Annotated in this window: 11 protein-coding genes; 4 read left to right on the top strand and 7 right to left on the bottom strand. The window is 71.6% G+C overall.

The window, feature by feature from the left end; genetic code table 11:
- Window positions 1–149 precede the first annotated feature (149 nt).
- Together MT347_RS12725 and MT347_RS12720 are read left to right on the top strand one after the other, a co-directional pair.
- The gene (locus tag MT347_RS12725) at window positions 150–6446 is read left to right on the top strand and encodes a non-ribosomal peptide synthetase (RefSeq protein WP_243501556.1); all 6297 of its coding nucleotides are present in this window, start codon (window positions 150–152) and stop codon (window positions 6444–6446) included.
- Between the two features lie 11 nt (window positions 6447–6457).
- Window positions 6458–7393 carry a methionyl-tRNA formyltransferase gene (locus MT347_RS12720; RefSeq protein ID WP_243501555.1) on the top strand — a complete coding sequence of 312 codons (936 nt, stop codon included), beginning with the start codon at window positions 6458–6460 and terminating at the stop codon, window positions 7391–7393.
- 22 nt (window positions 7394–7415) lie between these two features.
- On the opposite strand, the gene MT347_RS12715 is transcribed toward MT347_RS12720, so the two are convergent.
- Window positions 7416–9161, bottom strand: a complete 1746-nt coding sequence (locus MT347_RS12715) for an ABC transporter ATP-binding protein (RefSeq protein ID WP_243501554.1) — start codon at window positions 9159–9161, stop codon at window positions 7416–7418.
- Window positions 9158–10804: an ABC transporter ATP-binding protein gene (locus MT347_RS12710; protein WP_243501553.1), complete on the bottom strand. Its 1647-nt coding sequence runs from the start codon at window positions 10802–10804 to the stop codon at window positions 9158–9160. Before MT347_RS12710 ends, MT347_RS12715 begins: the two co-directional genes overlap by 4 nt.
- A gap of 150 nt (window positions 10805–10954) precedes the next feature.
- Between MT347_RS12710 and MT347_RS12705 the strand changes: the two genes are divergently transcribed.
- Window positions 10955–11845: a siderophore-interacting protein gene (locus MT347_RS12705; protein WP_243501552.1), complete on the top strand. Its 891-nt coding sequence runs from the start codon at window positions 10955–10957 to the stop codon at window positions 11843–11845.
- Here MT347_RS12705 and MT347_RS12700 read toward each other — a convergent pair.
- The 5 genes from MT347_RS12700 to MT347_RS12680 form a co-directional block, all read right to left on the bottom strand.
- Complete coding sequence (locus MT347_RS12700) at window positions 11812–12525, bottom strand: formyltransferase family protein (protein WP_243501551.1); 714 nt, start codon at window positions 12523–12525, stop codon at window positions 11812–11814. The two genes, MT347_RS12705 and MT347_RS12700, sit on opposite strands and share 34 nt — an antisense overlap.
- On the bottom strand, window positions 12522–14141 hold the full coding sequence (locus MT347_RS12695; RefSeq protein ID WP_243501550.1) for a (2,3-dihydroxybenzoyl)adenylate synthase: 1620 nt from the start codon (window positions 14139–14141) through the stop codon (window positions 12522–12524). The genes MT347_RS12700 and MT347_RS12695 overlap by 4 nt, the downstream gene beginning before the upstream one ends.
- On the bottom strand, window positions 14132–14554 hold the full coding sequence (gene panD, locus MT347_RS12690) for an aspartate 1-decarboxylase (RefSeq protein WP_243501549.1): 423 nt from the start codon (window positions 14552–14554) through the stop codon (window positions 14132–14134). Before panD ends, MT347_RS12695 begins: the two co-directional genes overlap by 10 nt.
- 17 nt (window positions 14555–14571) lie before the next feature.
- Window positions 14572–14838, bottom strand: coding sequence for an MbtH family protein (locus MT347_RS12685; RefSeq protein ID WP_243501548.1), 267 nt, complete (start codon window positions 14836–14838; stop codon window positions 14572–14574).
- A gap of 88 nt (window positions 14839–14926) precedes the next feature.
- On the bottom strand, window positions 14927–16288 hold the full coding sequence (locus MT347_RS12680) for a lysine N(6)-hydroxylase/L-ornithine N(5)-oxygenase family protein (protein ID WP_243501547.1): 1362 nt from the start codon (window positions 16286–16288) through the stop codon (window positions 14927–14929).
- 258 nt (window positions 16289–16546) lie between these two features.
- Between MT347_RS12680 and MT347_RS12675 the strand changes: the two genes are divergently transcribed.
- Window positions 16547–17239: a metal-dependent transcriptional regulator gene (locus tag MT347_RS12675; RefSeq protein WP_243501546.1), complete on the top strand. Its 693-nt coding sequence runs from the start codon at window positions 16547–16549 to the stop codon at window positions 17237–17239.
- Window positions 17240–17252: the final 13 nt, after the last annotated feature.

The raw sequence follows: 17252 nt of genomic DNA, 5'->3' as shown, positions 1-17252 counted from the left end.
ACTTAGGCAAGGCTAATAAAACTTTCCCACGGAAGCCAAGTCGCCGATCGGCGTTCATCGTGCGCTCACGCTCCGCTTGACACCGCCCCCGACGATCACCACAGTAGATCAGGATAGGTTTGGCTAAGCTAATTTTGGGAGCACATGACGTGAATGGCGCTGCGCTGCACGAGCGGTGGAACGACCGTTCCGACCCGGCGGCGACGGCGACGATTCCGGAACTCTTCCAGCGGTCGGTGCACGCGCATCCCGACGCGATCGCCCTCGTCGACGGCGGCCGCCGACTGACGTATCGCGAGCTGTCGCTCAAGGCGGCCCAGCTCGCGCACCACCTCCGCGACGCCGGCATCGGCACCGAAGACATCGTCGGCATCTGCCTTCTCCGCTCGGCCGAGATGGTCGTCGGGGTACTCGCGGTCGTGATGGCCGGCGGCGCCTTCGTGCCCGTCGATCCGGCCTGGCCCGCGTCGCGCCGCGAATCGGTAGTGACGGATGCCGCGGTGCGGGTCTGTCTCGTCGCACCGGACGGGCCGATGACCGCGCCCGCCACCGCGCTCGTGGTCGACCTCGACGACTGGGGTTTCGGCGACCGCCCCGCCGAGCCGCCGCGCCCGACGATCTCCGGGTCGCAGCTGGCATACGTGATCTTCACCTCGGGCTCGACCGGCACACCCAAGGGCGCCATGATCCGCCACGAGGCGATCTGCGAACGCCTGCTCTGGCAGCGCGATGTGGTGCTCGGCTTCGGGGCCGGCGATGCGTCGCTCTTCAAGGCGCCCTTGGCCTTCGACATCTCGATCAACGAGATCCTCCTGCCGCTGATCTCGGGCGGCCGGGTGGTGCTCGCGGCTCCGGGCAGTGAGAAAGACCCCGACTACCTGCTCGACCTCATCGCCGCTGAGCACGTCACCTTCCTCTATCTCGTCTCGTCGATGCTCGACGCGATGCTCGCCCTCGACCTCGAGCGGGCCGCGCGCGGCGCATCGGCGCTCGGCGACGTGACCCACATCTGGTGCGGCGGCGAGGTGCTCACTCCCGCGCTGTTCGACCGGTTCCGCCGACAGCTCACGACGACCCTGTACCACGGCTACGGCCCGGCCGAGGCGACGATCGGCGTCTCGCACGTCATCTACCGCGACACCGCCGAGCGCATCGCCACCTCGATCGGTCGGCCGAACCCGCACACGCAGCTGTACGTGCTCGACGACACGCTCACTCCGACCGCGCCGGGCGTCGGCGGCGAACTGTACGCCGCGGGCTTCCTCCTCGGCCGCGGGTACGTCGGCAGCCCCACCCTCACCGCATCCGCGTTCGTCGCCAACCCGTTCGACCCCTCCGGCTCCCGCATGTACCGCACCGGCGACCTCGCCCGGTGGACCGACGACGGGATGCTGGAATTCCTCGGCCGCGCCGACAACCAGGTGAAGATCGGCGGTCGCCGCGTCGAGCTGGAGGAGATCGAGGCCCAGGTCTCGCAGCACCCGTCGGTGGCCCGCGCGGTCGTCACCCAGGTACGCGCGCGGTCGGGGGCCGACGCCCTCGCCGGGTACGTGACGGCGATGGCCGGCCGGACGATCGACGTCGACGAGCTGCGCGCCTGGTGCGGCATCCACCTTCCGGACTACATGGTGCCGGCCACGCTGATCGCGCTCGAGCACCTGCCGCTGACCGCCAACGGCAAGGTCGACCGGCGCGCCCTGCCCGACCCGCACGCCGCACCGCCCACGGCCTCGGACGCCGGCCCGCGTTCCGCCGACGAAACCGCCGTGTGCGCGGCGTTCGCTCAGGTGCTCGGGGTCGCCGACATCGCCGTCGACGACGACTTCTTCGCCCTCGGCGGCGACAGCATCGTCGCCGTGCGGCTCGTGCTCGCCCTCCGCGCGGCGGGGTACGCCGCACGCGCGAAAGACGTCGCCACCGCCCGCACCCCCCGGCAGCTGGCGGTCGCGATCGCGGCGGCTCCCCCCGCCCCGGCGCCCGGCCTCGAGATCGCACTGATCGACCTCGACCAGACCGACGCGGCCGATCTCGCGGCCGCGTCGCCCGGGCTGCGCCGTGTCCTGCCGCTCACGGCGGTGCAAGCCGGCATCCTCTTCCTCTCGCTCTCGGTGCCCGAGGGCGGGCACGACCCGTACATCGTGCAGCAGGTGGTCGACCTCGACGGCCCGCTCGACGCCGACCGTCTACGGCGTGCGACGCACGCGGTGATCGAGCGCCATGACGCCCTGGCGGCCGGCTTCCACGTCACCCGGTCGGGGCGGCTCGTCTCGGCGATCGACGCGGCGGACGCCCCCGCGTTCCGCACTCTGCTCGTCGCGGGAGACGACCCCGACGCGTTCGTCTCCCGCATTGCGCGCGAGGAGCGCGACCGTGGCTTCGACCTCGCCCGCCCGCCGCTCATGCGGTACACGCTCGTCTCGCTCGGCCCCGAGCGCCATCGCCTCGTGCAGACGGTGCACCACCTGATCGCCGACGGCTGGTCTGTCGCGCTGATCTGGGACGACATCCTCACCGCCTACCGCGGCGAGGCCTTCGCCCAGCCCGCCCCGCAGTCCGACGCCTTCCTGCGCTGGTGGACGCACGGCCGCGACCGCCCGCGCGAACTGTCCGCGTGGAAGACGTATCTCGACGGAGTCGAAGCGCCGCTGCTGCTGGCCGACCATCTGCCGCCCGCCGCCTTCGCCTCTCCGGGCGACGGGTTCGGCCGCCGGCGCCGCGCGCTGAACGACGCGCAGCGCACGGCACTGCGCACCTACGCTCGCGCCCGTTCGGTGAGCGAGGGCGCCGTGCTCACGGCGGCGTGGGGCCTCACGCTCGGTGCCGTCATCGCGGGCACCGACGTCGTGTTCGGGTCCACCGCCGCCGGCCGCGGCGAAGACGTCGAGGGCATCGAGCGGATCGTCGGGATGCTGCTCAACACCGTCACCACCCGCGTGCGGTGGTCGGCGCGCGACACCCTCGACGACGTGGTGACTCGTTTCGCCGAGGGTGAGGCTGCGGTGCTCGACCACCCGCACCTCCCCCTGGCCGACGTGCACGCCGCACTCGGGGTGCGCGAGCTGTTCGACTCGCTGTTCTCGATCGAGAACCTGCAGCGCCCCGCCGAGACCGTCGACGCCGGCGGACTGCGGCTCGGCGAGATCGAGTACCTCCAGGCTCCGCACTACCGCCTGACCGCCCTGGTGACCCTGCACGAGAAGGTGTCGGTCGCCGTCACCAACGACCGCGGCCACATCGACGACGCGCTGGCCGATCGCCTCGCCGAGACGTACCTGCGCATCATCGGGCTGATCGTCGAGGGCACGACGTCACTGGCCGTGATGGTGCTCGCAGCGGCCTGGATGCCGGCGGCCGAGGCGGGCGCGGTCGCCACCGGCGCGGCGGTTGCGGCGGGCGAACGTCCGCAGCGCTCCGCGACCCTCGACGGGCTCCTGCGGGCGCGCGCCGCGGCATCCCCCGCATCTGTCGCAGTGATCGACGACGAGACGGGCGCGCAGACCTCCGCCGCCGACCTCGACGCCCAGGTGAACGCGTTCGCCGCGCTGCTGCACGCCGCTGGCGTCTCGGTCGGCGACCGGGTGGCCGTCGTGCTGCCGCGCTCGACCGAGCTCGTCATCGTGCTCGCGGGCATCCTGCGCGCGGGGGCCGCGTACGTGCCGATCGACCCCGACTATCCCCCCGCACGCGTCGCCGCCATCCTCGACGACGCCGCTCCCGCGCTCGTGGTGACCGATGCCGCCTCGCTCGGCGAGCGACTCGCGGCCGACCGTGGCCTCGCCGGCGCGAGCGGTTCTCATGGTTCTGGGGTCCTGCGCATCGACGAGCCCGCCGTCCGCGCGGCGCTGCGGCTCGGCATCCCCACCCCGCCCGCGCTCGACCGCCCGCTCGCCGCCGACGACACGGCGTGCGTCATCTTCACCTCGGGCACGACCGGCCGGCCCAAGGGGGTGGCGCTGTCGCACCGCGCGCTCGCGAGCCGTCTCACCTGGGGCGCGTCGCGCCTCGGGCTCGACGAGACATCGGTCGCCCTCGCCAAGAGCGGACTGGGCTTCGTGGATGCCGCGACCGAGCTCCTCGGCCCGCTCACCGCTGGTGCCCGGGTCGTGGTGGTGCCCGACCGCACCGCCCGAGACCCCGACGCGCTGGCGGCCACCGTGCACCGGCACGGCGTGACGCATCTGCTCACGGTGCCGGGCCTCGCCGAGGCGATCGCGGGTGTCGCGGACGCCCCGACTGCGCTGCACTCGCTGCGGGTATGGGTGACCTCGGGCGAGGCGCTCCCCCCGCAGACCGCGCGCGCGATCGTGCAGGCCGCCCCCGGCGCAGCGCTGCACAACTTCTACGGCTCGACCGAGATCACCGGCGACGCCACGGTCGAGGACGTCATCACGGGGCCGAAGGGCGCGTCACCCGACGGCACGATCGACCGCGTGCTCATCGGGGCTCCGGTGCCGAACACGGTCGCGCGAGTGCTCGACGCCTGGCTGCGACCGGTCGCGCCGGGCGTGGTCGGCGAGCTCTACGTCGGCGGTGTCCAACTCGCCGGCGGCTACATCGGCCGCGCCGCCCTCACCGCCGAGCGTTTCGTCGCCGACCCGCTCGGTCGCAACGGTGACCGTTTGTACCGCACCGGCGACCTCGTGCGCGCCGACTCCGACGGCCGTCTCGACTACCTCGGCCGCGCCGACGACCAGCTCAAGATCCGCGGAATGCGGGTCGAGCTCGGCGAGGTGCGCAGCGCCGTCGCCCAGCATCCGTCGGTCTCCGACGCCGCCGTGCTGGCGGTGCCCCACCCGTCCGGCGGCGTCCTCCTCGCCGCGTACGTGGTGGCGGATGCCGACGACGACGCCGTGCTCGAAGACGCGGTGCGCGCTCACGCGAGCGCCCTACTGCCCGAGTACATGGTGCCGTCGGCGATCGTCCGGCTCGACGCACTCCCGGTGACGGCGAACGGCAAACTCGACCGCCGGGCGCTGCCGGTGCCCGACCTGTCGGCCGGTGGCGGTGCCCGCGGACGCGCGCCCGAGTCCGACGGAGAGCTCGCGGTGGCAGCGGTGTTCCGCGAGGTGCTGCACCTCGACGCCGGTGCGCCCCTAGGAGTCGACGACGACTTCTTCCGACTCGGCGGCGACTCGATCCTCTCCATCCAGGTCGTGCGCCAGGCTCGTCAGCGCGGGCTCGAGCTGACGATCCACGACGTGTTCGCCCTGCGCACGCCCGCCCGCCTCGCCGCGGGCCGCGAGCTGCGGATACCGGGCGCCGAAGCATCCGCCGCGCCCACCACGCCCGCGGCCATCGCGGTCACGCCATCGATCGTGCAGCAACGGCTGCGCCTGTCGGGGATGCCGCTCGAAACCTGCGTCTACACCGAGGTCGTCGAACTCGACCGACTGCCGGATGCCGCCAGCGTGCGGGCGGCCGTCGACGCGCTGCTCCACGCGGTCGACGGTCTGCGCCAGCGCGTCACGCCCACGCATCGCCTGCTCTGGACGACAGACATCGACGCGCACACCCCCGCGCACGCCGATGCCGCGGTGACCGTCGACGACTGCTCCCCCCTGTCCGCCGACGAGGTGATCGCCCGCCTGCGCCGCGACGCCGTCGCACGCGTCGATGTCGTCACCGCGGGCCGCGCGCTGCAGGTCGCCGTAGCGACCTCGCAGCAGGGTGCGCACCTGCTCGTCGCCGCGCATGGCCTGGTGGCCGACCGCCGCAGCCTGCACCGCATCACCACGTATCTCGGCGAGGTGCTCCGACACGGTGCGACGCCGACGTTCGCTTCGGCACCTCCGGCGGGCGAGACGACCGGCCTGCTGACGGATGCCGCGCACTCCCCCGCCTCCGAGGCGGCCCTGTCCGAGGGGCTCGATCAGGTCCTGGCGTTGTCCGCGGGTGCGCGAACGCGCGCCGGCGCGGAGGCGGGAGGCGCGGCATCCGCCCCTGCCCTCGCGACCCGCATCCTCGCCGGCCCGGCTCCCGCACCGGCCGCCCTCGAGGCGGCGTTCCTCGCCGCGATCGCGCGCGCGGAGGGCGCCGACACCGTCGTCGACGTCGAGGTCGACCTGCGCGCGCACCTGGGCCCGGACTCCGAGCAGACGCCGGGCGCGCTGACCGGGGTCGCGCCGCGTCGCGCCGCCGATCACTCCATGCCGTCACCGGCATACGACCCCTGGCACGACCTGTGGCGCTATGCGCACACGACCGCCCGCAAGAAGCTGCGGCGTTCGGGGACGGCCAGCGTGCTGATCATGCGCATCTACGGACGCACGCCCGACCCGACCGTCGCCGAGGGCTTCGAGTCGCTGTACCGCGTCGTGGCGCGCTACGCGATCACCCCCGCCGGCACCGAACTGCACGTGCGCGGCTCCGACGACCCGGAGCGTCTGATCGAGTACTGGGCCGACGAGATCGGCGCCCGAACCCCCGCCGCCAGGGCGCAGAGCTGAGGAGCAATCAGATGCGAGTCGTCGTCTTCGGATTCCAGACGTGGGGTCATCGCACCCTGCGCGCGATCATGGATTCGTCCCACGAGGTGGTGCTGGCCGTCACCCACCCGGTCGGCAACAGCGCCTACGAGCAGATGTGGGCCGACTCGGTCGAAGACCTGGCACGTGGCGCCGGCATTCCGGTGCACGTGACCAAGCGCCCGGATGCCGCGCTGATCGCCCTCATCGACGACCTCGACCCCGACATCATCGTGGCGAACAACTGGCGCACCCTGCTGCCGCCCGAGGTCTACGACCGCCCACGACGGGGCACCCTCAACATCCACGACTCCCTGCTGCCCGCGTACGCGGGGTTCTCGCCGCTCATCTGGGCTCTCATCAACGGCGAAACGCATGTCGGGGTGACGGCCCACCTCATGGACGAGCGACTGGATACCGGACCGATCATCGCCCAACAGTCCATCGCCGTCGGCCCGACCGACCGCACCGTCGATCTCTTCCACCGCACCGTGGACGTCATCGAGCCCCTCGTGGTGCACGCTCTCGATCTGCTCGAGCGCGGCGAGGCGGTCCCCGTCGCGCAGAACCCGGCGAACGCCAGCTACTTCCACAAGCGCACCGAGCGCGACAGCCGCATCGACTGGACGTGGCCCGCCGATGCCATCGAACGCCTCGTGCGCGCGCAGTCCGACCCCTACCCCAACGCCTTCACGCACTTCCGCGGGCAGCGCGTGCGAGTGATCGAGGCATCCGTCTCGTCGGGCCGGTACGGCGGTACGCCCGGGCGTGTGACGGTCGAGGAGGGCGATGGCGTCGCGGTCGTGGCCGGCCCCGACGCTTGGCGGGGCCGCAACCGCGCCGTGCTCCTTCGCACTCTGCGCCTCGACGACGGGACCGAGGTCTCCGCCCGGGCGTTGATCGGCGACTCCGGCGCGTACCTCGACTGACAGCCGCGAAGCGACGCGGCGGCTACCGGGCGGCGTCCGGCTCGTCGACCGGGCTCCAGCTGTCCCAGAGACGGCGGTAGGCGCCGCCCGCGGCGAGCAGTTCGGCGTGCGACCCGCGCTCGACGATGCGGCCGGCATCCATCATCACGATCAGATCGGCGGATGCCGCCTGGTCGAGCCTGTGCGCGATGGTGATCGTCGTGTAGCGCGCGGCGAGGTGGGCGGCGGCTGAGCTCAGCGCGTCGAGCGATCCCGCCTCGGAAGCGGCCTCGTCGAGGATGAGCACGTCGGGATCGTGCAGCGCGATACGGGCGAGAGCGACCTGCTGCCGCTGCGCGTCGGTGAGGGGGAGGCCACCTGCTCCGACGACGGTATCGAGACCGTCAGCCAGCGCGAGCGCCCAGGCGGCGCCGGCCGACGTGAGCGCGTGCCGCATCTCCGCCTCGGTCGCCTCGGGCGCCGCCAGCGCGAGATCGGCACGCAGGGTGCCCGAGAAGACGTGATTCTCCTGGCTGACCAGGCCCACGCGGGGCTGCTCGACCGCGAAAGAGAGGTGTCCGCGGGTGGGATGCAGCTCTCCCGCGACGAGAGCTGCGAGCGTGGTCTTGCCCGCGCCGCTCGCCCCGACGATGGCGACGTGACCGCCCACCGGCACCTGCAGCGTGACATCCGTCAGCACCTCCCGATCGCCGTAGGCGAAGGCGGCCTCGTGGAGCGTCACGGCTGACGTGGCTGTGCCGGCCTGCCCGCCGGGGGAGACGGATGCCGCGGGGCGGGGCGGGGCGGTCGGCTCCTCGAGCACCCCGACGAGCCGCCCGAGGCTCGCGCCCGCCCGCTGCAACTCGTCGAAGCTCGCCAGCACCGTGCCGATCGGCCCGAAAAGCTGCATGAACACCAGCGCCGCCGCCGTGGCCGCGCCCACCGTTCCGATGCCCGTTGCCACGATCACCCAGCCGACGGCGAGGATGGCGCCGAGTCCGACGAACTCGGCCATGTTGAGGCGCCCCCAGAACCGGGTGCCCACGCGGGCAGCCTCCACCTCCCGTTCCGCTTCCCGGCACGCCTGCTCGTCGATGAGGCTCTCCCGCTCCGGACCGATGCCGAACGCGATCACCGTCGATCGGCCCTCCAGCGCTTCCAGGGTCAGCTGGGAGCGTGCTCCCGACGCCGCGCGCGCCGCGCGATAGAGGGGCTGCGAGCGGCGGAGGTAGGCGCGCACCGCGATCACCTGCACCGGCACCGCGAGGAGCGCCGCCAGGGTGAGGCGCGGGTCGATGACCCCGAGTCCTGCCGCCGACATCGTGATGAGGAACGCCGCCGACGCCGCCCCGGGGAGCACCGACGCCACCGTCTCACCGACGATGGCGACGTCGCCGGTCACGCGGGAGATCACCTCGCCGCGCCCGGCGGCCTCCACCCGCCGCGTGGGCAGAGCGAGCACATGCTCGAACACCTCACCGCGCAGGCGCGTGAGCATGCGTTCACCGACGCGGGCCACCGCGATACGCGACCACGCCGCGAGAAGCCCGACCGCCAGCGCCAACGCGCCGAGCGCGATCACCAGTGGCACGAGCCGCGTACGCGCGGCGGGCGCGCCCGTCACGGCATCGACGACCTCGCCCAGCAGCAGCGGAGTGGCGACGGTCGCCGCGGCGGCCAGCGCCAGCGCGATGACGGCGATCGAGAACCCGCCGGCGTGGCGGCGGACGAGGCGGCCCAGTACTCGGCGGGTATCGGCGGCACCCGCGACCGGCAGCGGTTGGCTCACGACCGGACTCCTCGATCGGACGTAGACAGGGGAGGGACCACGGATGCCGCGACCACACGATCACAGACAGACAGCAGAGCGGGGCTCGCTGTCAGCAGCAGTGTGGTGCGGTCGCGGCGGTGACGACGGATGCCGTCGGCCAGCCGGGCCTGGGTGACGGCGTCGACCGAGATCGCCGGTTCGCGTAGCACCAGCACCGGAGCATCCGCGGCCAGCGCGCGGGCGAGGCCCACCCGCTGACGCTGGCCGCCCGACAGGAGGCGCCCCCGCTCGCCCACGTGACGCGTCCAGCCGTCGATCGACAGCACATCGTGAAGAGCCGCAGCCTCCGCTACCGCGTGGAGATCCGCGTCCTCCCCCGTGCCGGCCTCGGCGCCCGCACCATCCGGCGCGCTCGCCGGCCGCACGTTCGCGGCGACATCGCCGGTGAACAGCGCGATCTCGTGCGGCGCGGCGAGGACCGTGGGCGGGTGCCCGGCCGCGGGCGGTCCGCTCAGGACGGCTCCATCGATCGAGAGCGTCGCGGTACCGGCATCCCCCGTGCCGGCGAACTGCGCCAGCACCGCGGTGGCATCGGCTTCATCGAGCGTCAGCCCCACCAGCTCGCCGGCGCGGACGTCCAGGTCGAGCACCGTGCCCGACGGCAGCGCGAGCCCCCGCACCCGCACTCGCCCGGGGCCCGCCGGCAGGTGCTCTCCCTCGTCCGACGGGGCTGACAGCAGCGCGTCGACACGGCGCCGCGACGCGCGGGCGCGAGCGAGCTCCGCTCCGACGAAGCCGAGCCCCGCGATCGGGGTCTGCAGGAACTGCGCGAGGCCGATGACGATCACCAACTGTCCGGGTGTGATCTCGCCCGACAGCACCGAGCCCGACGCGAGAGCGGCCAGCAGCACGACGAACGCCCCCGAGATGAAGGCGCTCACGCCGGCGAAGGCTCCCTCGGCGTTCGCGGCGCGCAGCGCCGCCGACATCGCGCGCATGTTCATCGCGCGGAAGCGGCGGATCGCCTCGTCTTCGGCCGACAGCCCTTTCACCGTGCGCAGCCCCGACAACAGGTCGCCGACGAGCGCCGATGTCTCGGCCAGCGCCGCCTGCTCCCCCGCACTGCGCCGCTCCAGTGGGCGCGTGACGACGTGCATCACGAGCATGAGCACGGGCGTACCGACCAGCACGAGCACCGCCAGCAGCGGAGAGATCAGCAGCAGCGCGATGGCGGCGGTGACCGCTGCGGCACCCGAGGCGATGCCGCGGGAGATCGTCCAGACGACGGTGGCCTCCTCGTCGGTATCGGAGCCGATCGTCGACAACGCCTCGGCGCCCGTCCCGTCGTAGCCGCTGCGAGGAGCGAGCAACCGGCTCACCAGGGTGCGGCGACGCGCGTACACGCGCTCGACGAACGCGGCGACGGCGGCGAGCTCTCCCATCCGCCACATGAATCGCAGCACCACGAACACCGCGGCGAGGCAGACGAGGGCGAGCGCCAGCATCCACGGGTCGGACGGTGCGATCGCGATGTCGATCGTGATGCCGACCACGATGGGCACGAGAGCCTCACATGCCTGATGCAGAGAGAAACCGAGGGATGCCAGGAGCACACGCCCGCGACGGGGGGTGGGTCGGGACCCGAAAGGACGAGGGGGCACGATATCTTAGCTTAGGCTGACCTTACTTACGACGGCAAGACAAGAGCCGGACAGATGATGTCGGCGAACGGACAGGATCGTCACGGACGAGCCCGCCCCGGGCGAATTCGTCGGCGCACGGCGTTTCACGCCGAGAAGGGATACCCACGAATGAGCGTCAATCTCATCCACCGCCTCGAGGTGCTGCGCACCGAACGGCTCACCCCGGGCATGGTGCGCGTGGTGTTCGGCGGCGACGGCCTCGACGGGTTCGTCTCGACGGGGGTGGGAGACGAGTACCTGCGCATCTTCTTCCCGCTCGATCAGCGCGGCGAGCCGACCCTGCCGTTCGCCACGGACGACGGGCACTGGGACTACCCCGAGGGCGTCGAGCCGGCACCGATGCGCACCTATACGGTGCGCGGGTGGAACGAGGCGTCGCGTGAGCTGACCATCGACTTCGTCGTGCACGACGGCGGCGTGGCCGCAGCCTGGGCGCTCGCCGTGCAGGCCGGCGACGTCGTCGGCGTCAACACGCCCCGTGCACTCTACGACCCGCCTGCCGACATCACCTGGCAACTGCTGGTGGCCGATGCCACCGGGCTCCCGGCAGCGGCCCGACTGGCCGAGAACGCCCCCGCCGGTGTGCGCACCCGGATCGTCGTGGAGGTCGCCTCGCCCGCGCACGAACAGCCCATCGCTCTCTCCGACGGCGCCGAGCTGCACTGGGTGCACGGCGGCAACGGACACGGGCCCACGCGCATCGAGGAGATCGTGCGCGCCGCCGATCTGCCCTCGGAGCCCGGCTATGTCTGGGTGGCCGGCGAGACGAAAGCGACCCGCGGTATCCGTCGCCTCTTCCGTCACGAGCTGAGACTGCCCCCGACCGCCTACAAGATCGTCGGCTACTGGACCGAGAACGCCGAGCAGTGGCGTGAGCGCTACGACGCCCTGTCGGAGGCTGATCAGGACCGCCTCGCGGCGATGTGGGACGACGACTCGCGTGCCATCGAAGACATCGAAGACGACTATGAGGCCGAGCTGGAGAAGCTGGGCCTGTAGGAGAGTCTCGCGGCCGAGAAGACACGCGCTTCCTCGGGGTAGAACTCCGCCATCACGCCGAGGTGGGTCGCCCGCGCGTAGCGCGGGTGGTCCGCCTGCGCGGCCAACTCCGGGAGCCGCGCGCGACCGAAGTACTCCCCCGAACGCGAAGACACGGCATCCGCCGGCTCCCGCCCAAGGTCGGAGAGGTTGTCGACGAACAGCGCGTGGCACGCCTCGGTGACGGTGAGGGTGAGCTCCTCGAGGGTCACCTCGTCGCGCAGCGGGAATGTGTGGCGGTCGATCACGGCGCCCGTGTCGATGCCGGCGTCCACGCGATGCAGGGTCGCCCCGAACACGGTCTCGCCGCGCAGGAGGGCGAATGCGCCGGCGACGACCGGCAGCCCGCGGTAGCCGGGCAACGGCGCGCCGTGCACGTTGACGATGGTGAGCCCCATCTCGAGCACCGGCGCACGGAACAGGAACGGGTTGCCGGTGGAACAGATGATCCCGTCAGTGGATGCCTCATCGATCACGTCGGCGAGGAGATTGACGTCGACGGTGGCGAGGTGGTCGATGCCCGCCGCGAAGGCGGGCACCTCCTCGCCCTGGGGGTGCAGCACGAGGTCGACGTCGACCCCCGCATCCGCGGCGTGCGCCGCGGCGCGCCAGACGAGTGCGCCCGAGCCGACGAGGATCATCGACGCTGCATCCGCTTGCTCACCTTGCCGACCGCTGTACGCGGGAAGTCGGCGACCACCTCGACGATGTCGGGCATCTTGTAGGCGGCGAGCCCTCGCGCGCGCAGGTGTCGGCGGATGGATGCCAGCCCCACCGCTACCGGATCCGTACCCTCGCGCGGCACGACGAAGGCTTTGACCCGCTCACCGAGCACCCGGTCGGGCACGCCGACCACCGATACGTCGTGCACCCCGTCGAGGGCGAGGATCAGGTTCTCGACCTCCTCGGGCGGGATCTTCTCGCCGCCGCGGTTGATCTGGTCCTTGGCGCGGCCGACGACGGTGAGATACCCGCGCTCGTCACGTTCGACGATGTCGCCGGTGCGGTAGTAGCCGTCGGGCGTGAAGCTGTCGGCGTTGAGCTCGGGCGATCGGTAATACCCGCGGATGGTCGCGGGGCCGCGAGCGAGTAGGTGGCCGGGCGTGCCCGTCGGTACCGTCTCGCCCGCGTCGTCGACGAGGCGCAGTTCGTCGCCGGGCGATGACGGCAGACCCTGCGAGCGCACGGCTGTCGCCTCGTCGGCGTCGAGCCGCACGTAGTTGACGAGCCCCTCGGCCATGCCGAACCCCTGCTGCAGGAACGCGCCCAGCTCGGGGCGCACGCGACGCGCGGCTTCTTCGCTGAGCTTCGCCCCGCCCACGTGCAGCGTCTCGAGGCTCGACAGGTCGTACTGCTCGCGGAGGGACGAGTTGAGCCACGCGAGCAGCAACGGCGGCACGATCGACGCCTGTGTGATGCCGTGCTCCTGGATGAGCGGGAAGACGGTGTCGGGGCTGCCGTCGGGAGCGAGCACCACGGTGCCGCCGGCACCGAGCACCCCGAGGAAGCCGGGGGAACGCACCGACATGCTGTGGCAGATCGGAACCGCGATCAGCTGCACGGAGGCATCCGTGATTCCGCACAACGGCGCACTCACCCGCACCGAGTGCGTGTAGGTCTCGTTCGTGTGAGGGATGAGCTTCGGATGCCCCGTGGTGCCGCCCGACATCTGCAGCAGGGCCACGTCGCTCGGCAGCGAGCGACGCCGGTGTGCGATCGGCTCGTGCGCGAGCAGGGCGTCCATCGCCGAGCCGCCGCCGGCCGCGTCGAGCACGATGAGGTGCTCCAGTGACGGCCACGCCTGGTGCAGCTCGGCGGCGAGCGCGGCCAGATCGGTACCGTCGTGGTGGGCGACCGTGACGTAGGCGCGTGCGCCGGTGATCTCGACGAAGTGCTCGATCTCGGTACGCCGGTGCGCCACGGGCGAGAAGACGGGAATCGCCCCGAGCTCCCAGAAGGCGTAGACGAACACGATGAAGTCCGACACGTTGGGCAGCTGCACCACGACGCGATCGCCGCGTCGGATGCCGCGCTGCTCGAGCCCCGCGGCGACCCTCAGCACGCGATCGGTGAGCGCCGCATAAGAGATGTGCGCGTCCGCAGAGATGACGGCGGTGCGTTCCGGATGCCGGCGCGCACTGTCGAAGAGCGGCTCGGACAGCGTCTGGTCGATCCAGTAGCCCTCCCGGCGGTAGTGCTCCGCCACGTCGGGCGGGTAGGGGGTGAAGCCGTCGGTGACGAGCGGGGTCAGTTCCACGTCGTCTCTCGCGATGAGATCTGGTCGATCGCACCGGGAACGGCCTGAGCGAGGTCGGTGCCGAGCTCGACGATGCGGTTGCCCTCGTCGACGTGCACGACGCGGGGCTCGTGGGTGAGGAGTTCGGCGTCGTCGGCCATGACGTACGACATGATGATCACCAGATCGCCGGGGTGGATCAGGTGCGCTGCGGCACCGTTGACACAGATCTCGCCCGAGCCGGCGCGGCCGGTGATGACGTAGGTCTCGATGCGGGAGCCGTTGGTGATGTCGACCACGGCGACCTTCTCGCCCTCGACGAGGTCGGCCGCGCGCACGAGGTCTTCGTCGATGGTGATCGAGCCGACGTAGTGCAGATCGGCCTGGGTGACGGTGGCGCGATGGATCTTGCTGCCGAGCACGGTGCGGAACATGGGTGCGAGTCTCCGGATCAGCCGGCCGTGAGCGCGGCTCGGTCGGCGGGGGCGGCGGTCTCGTACTCGGCGATGAAGTCGCGCAGCGACTTGGGACGCAGGTCGGTCCAGGCGGTCTCGATCCAGTCGAGCACCTCTTGACGGGGTGCGCCGTCGGGGCCGCCGTAGACGATCGTCCACCCGCCGGGCACGGGCTTGAACGTGGGCCACAGCGAGTGCTGCTCCTCATGGTTCACGAGGGCGTAGAAGCGGCCCTCGTCGTCGTCGAATGGGTTCTTGGCCATGGCCGTCTCCTTCGGATGCGGGGTTGCGCGGCACGGCGGCCGCGGCGCGGTTCGGGGGTGTCGTGGGGCGGACGTGGGTCGGCGGGGGTCAGCGTGCGCCGACCGCGGGCGTCAGCCGCGGACCGGAGCGAGGGACCGGGGCGCGGACGGCTGCCGCGAGGATTTCGGCGGAGCGCACCGACAGGTTCGACAGCAGTGACGAAGTCAGCCCGTGGCTGTGCTGCACTCCCCCGTTGAGGAAGACGCGACCGTCGAGGCCCGGCAGACACAGACTGTAATCGCGGGCGACCACCGGCTGGTCGCCGTCGAAGGCGTCGTCGACGTCGATGCCCGCGCCCAGAAGGTCGCGCGGGTCGCCCGGGCGGAAACCGGTGGCGAACACGACCGCGTCGACCTCGAGGGTGACCGAGCCCCGGTCGCCCAAGTCGCGCAGCGTGACCGAGACGCCGTCGGGGCCCTCGCTGAGCTCGGCGATCTCGGTGGTCTTATGCAGGAAGAGCCGGCGCCGGCGGGTGAGCGTCTCCTCGTATTCGCGACGGTAGAGGTCTTCGATCAGATCGGCGTCGACGGCGGCGTAGTTCGTCGATGCGTGCGCGCGGATCAGGTGCTCGCGCAGGCGCGGCGGTGCCGTGTAGTACTCGTCGACGGCGGCGGGGTCGAAGATCCGGTTGGCGTACGGCGTGTCATCCGAGGGGATGTACCCGAAGCGGCGGATCGAGGAGTGCACCTCGGCGTCGGGGAAGCGGTCGTGCAGGAAGGCGGCGACCTCGGCGGCGCTCTGCCCGGCGCCCACCACCAGGAAGCGGTTGTACGACGTCGAGGGCAGCTGATCGAGGTGGGCGAGCAGCCGGTGGTTGTGGAACACGCGCGTGCTGGCGGAGATGCCGTCGGGCAGCACGGCGTGGATGCCGGTGCCCAGCACGATCGTGTCGGCGGCGATGCGCTGCGGCCGCCCATCTCCCCCGTGCGCCGAGACGACGAATCGGTGGTCCTCGCGGTCGATCGCGGTGGCGGTCGTGCCGTACGACACCGGGACGCTCACGCGCCCGGCCGCCCACGACAGGTAGTCGTGGAACTCGCGGCGCAGGGGGAAGAACGTCTTCAGGTTGATGAAGTCGGTGAGGCGCCCGCGTTCGTGCAGATAGCTGAGGAAGGAGTACGTGCTGGTCGGGTTGCGCAGCGATACGAGGTCTTTGAGGAAGCTCACCTGCATGGTGGCGCCGGGCAGCAGCATCCCGTCATGCCAGCCGAAGTCGGGATGCTTCTCGATGAAGCGCGCCCGCACGCGCTCGGCTGCCGGGAGCGACTGGTTGTGCTCCTCGATGGCGATCGCGAGGCTCAGATTGGCGGGTCCGAAGCCGATGCCGACGATGTCGACCCGGTCGTCGGGACCGTCGCCCGAATCCGACATGTCGAAGTCGCGGATCGTCGTCGCGTCGGTCGCAGGCATCGCGATCGTCCTCCCTTTCGCTCGGTTCCGGTGGGGGTTTCCGGACCGTTCGCACCGACCGTAGCAGGCGAAGTTAGGAAAGGCTAAGTTCATTTCTGGCAGGATCGCGACCGCTTACCGCGTAACGCGGGACAGCGTCAAGTCCGCGCCGTCACACGGTGAGTTAGGCTGATTCCTCGTTACGCACAGCCTGCAGACGGCTGACGATCGCGCTCGCACAGCGGGATGGGGGAGCCCCACGCGCGGGGTAGGGGAAAGATGACCGACCTCATCAATGTCACCGAGATGTACCTCAAAGCGGTGCTTGAGATCCACGAGACGCGCATGCCCAAGCGTCGGGTGCACATCGCCCACAGGCTCGAGCAGTCGGGCCCGACGGTCACCAAGACCGTCTCGCGCATGCAGCGTGACGACCTGCTGTCGTTCTCCGAGGAGAGCAAGGTGATCGACTTCACCGATCGCGGATTCCGACTCGCGACCGACGTGATGCGCAAGCATCGCCTCGCCGAAGGCTTCCTCCACGACGTGATCGGCCTCGACCTCGACCTCGTGCACGAGGAGGCGTGCCGGTGGGAGCACGTGATGAGCGACGACGTCGCCGATCGCATCGACGACCTGCTGCATCGGCCCCTGCACTCGCCCTACGGCAACCCGATCCCGGGCAAGGAGGCGGCGCGCTGGGATCCCCTGGGCGACGAGCCCGACGTGAAGAACCTCGTGCGGCTGCTCGTCGAGACCGGCGCCGAGCAGCACGTGACGATCGCGTGGATCGGCGAACCCGCGCAGGCGCAACCGCTGGTGCTGACGCAGCTGCGGTCGGTGGGCGCCCTGCCCGGCGCGCGGGTGCGGTGCGCCCTGCACGGGTCGGCGGTGATGGTGCACGCGCAGCACGGCACCGAGGTCATCGAGCTTCAGCTCGATTCGGCCGCCCAGCTGTTCGTGCGCGCCTGAGTCGACCGCGACC

Origin of the sequence: Microbacterium sp. VKM Ac-2923, from assembly GCF_022815605.1 — a bacterium.
In the GTDB taxonomy this organism is placed as follows: domain Bacteria; phylum Actinomycetota; class Actinomycetes; order Actinomycetales; family Microbacteriaceae; genus Microbacterium.
Note: the sequence above shows the minus strand (reverse complement) of the source record. Positions and strands in the feature narration are given on the sequence as shown.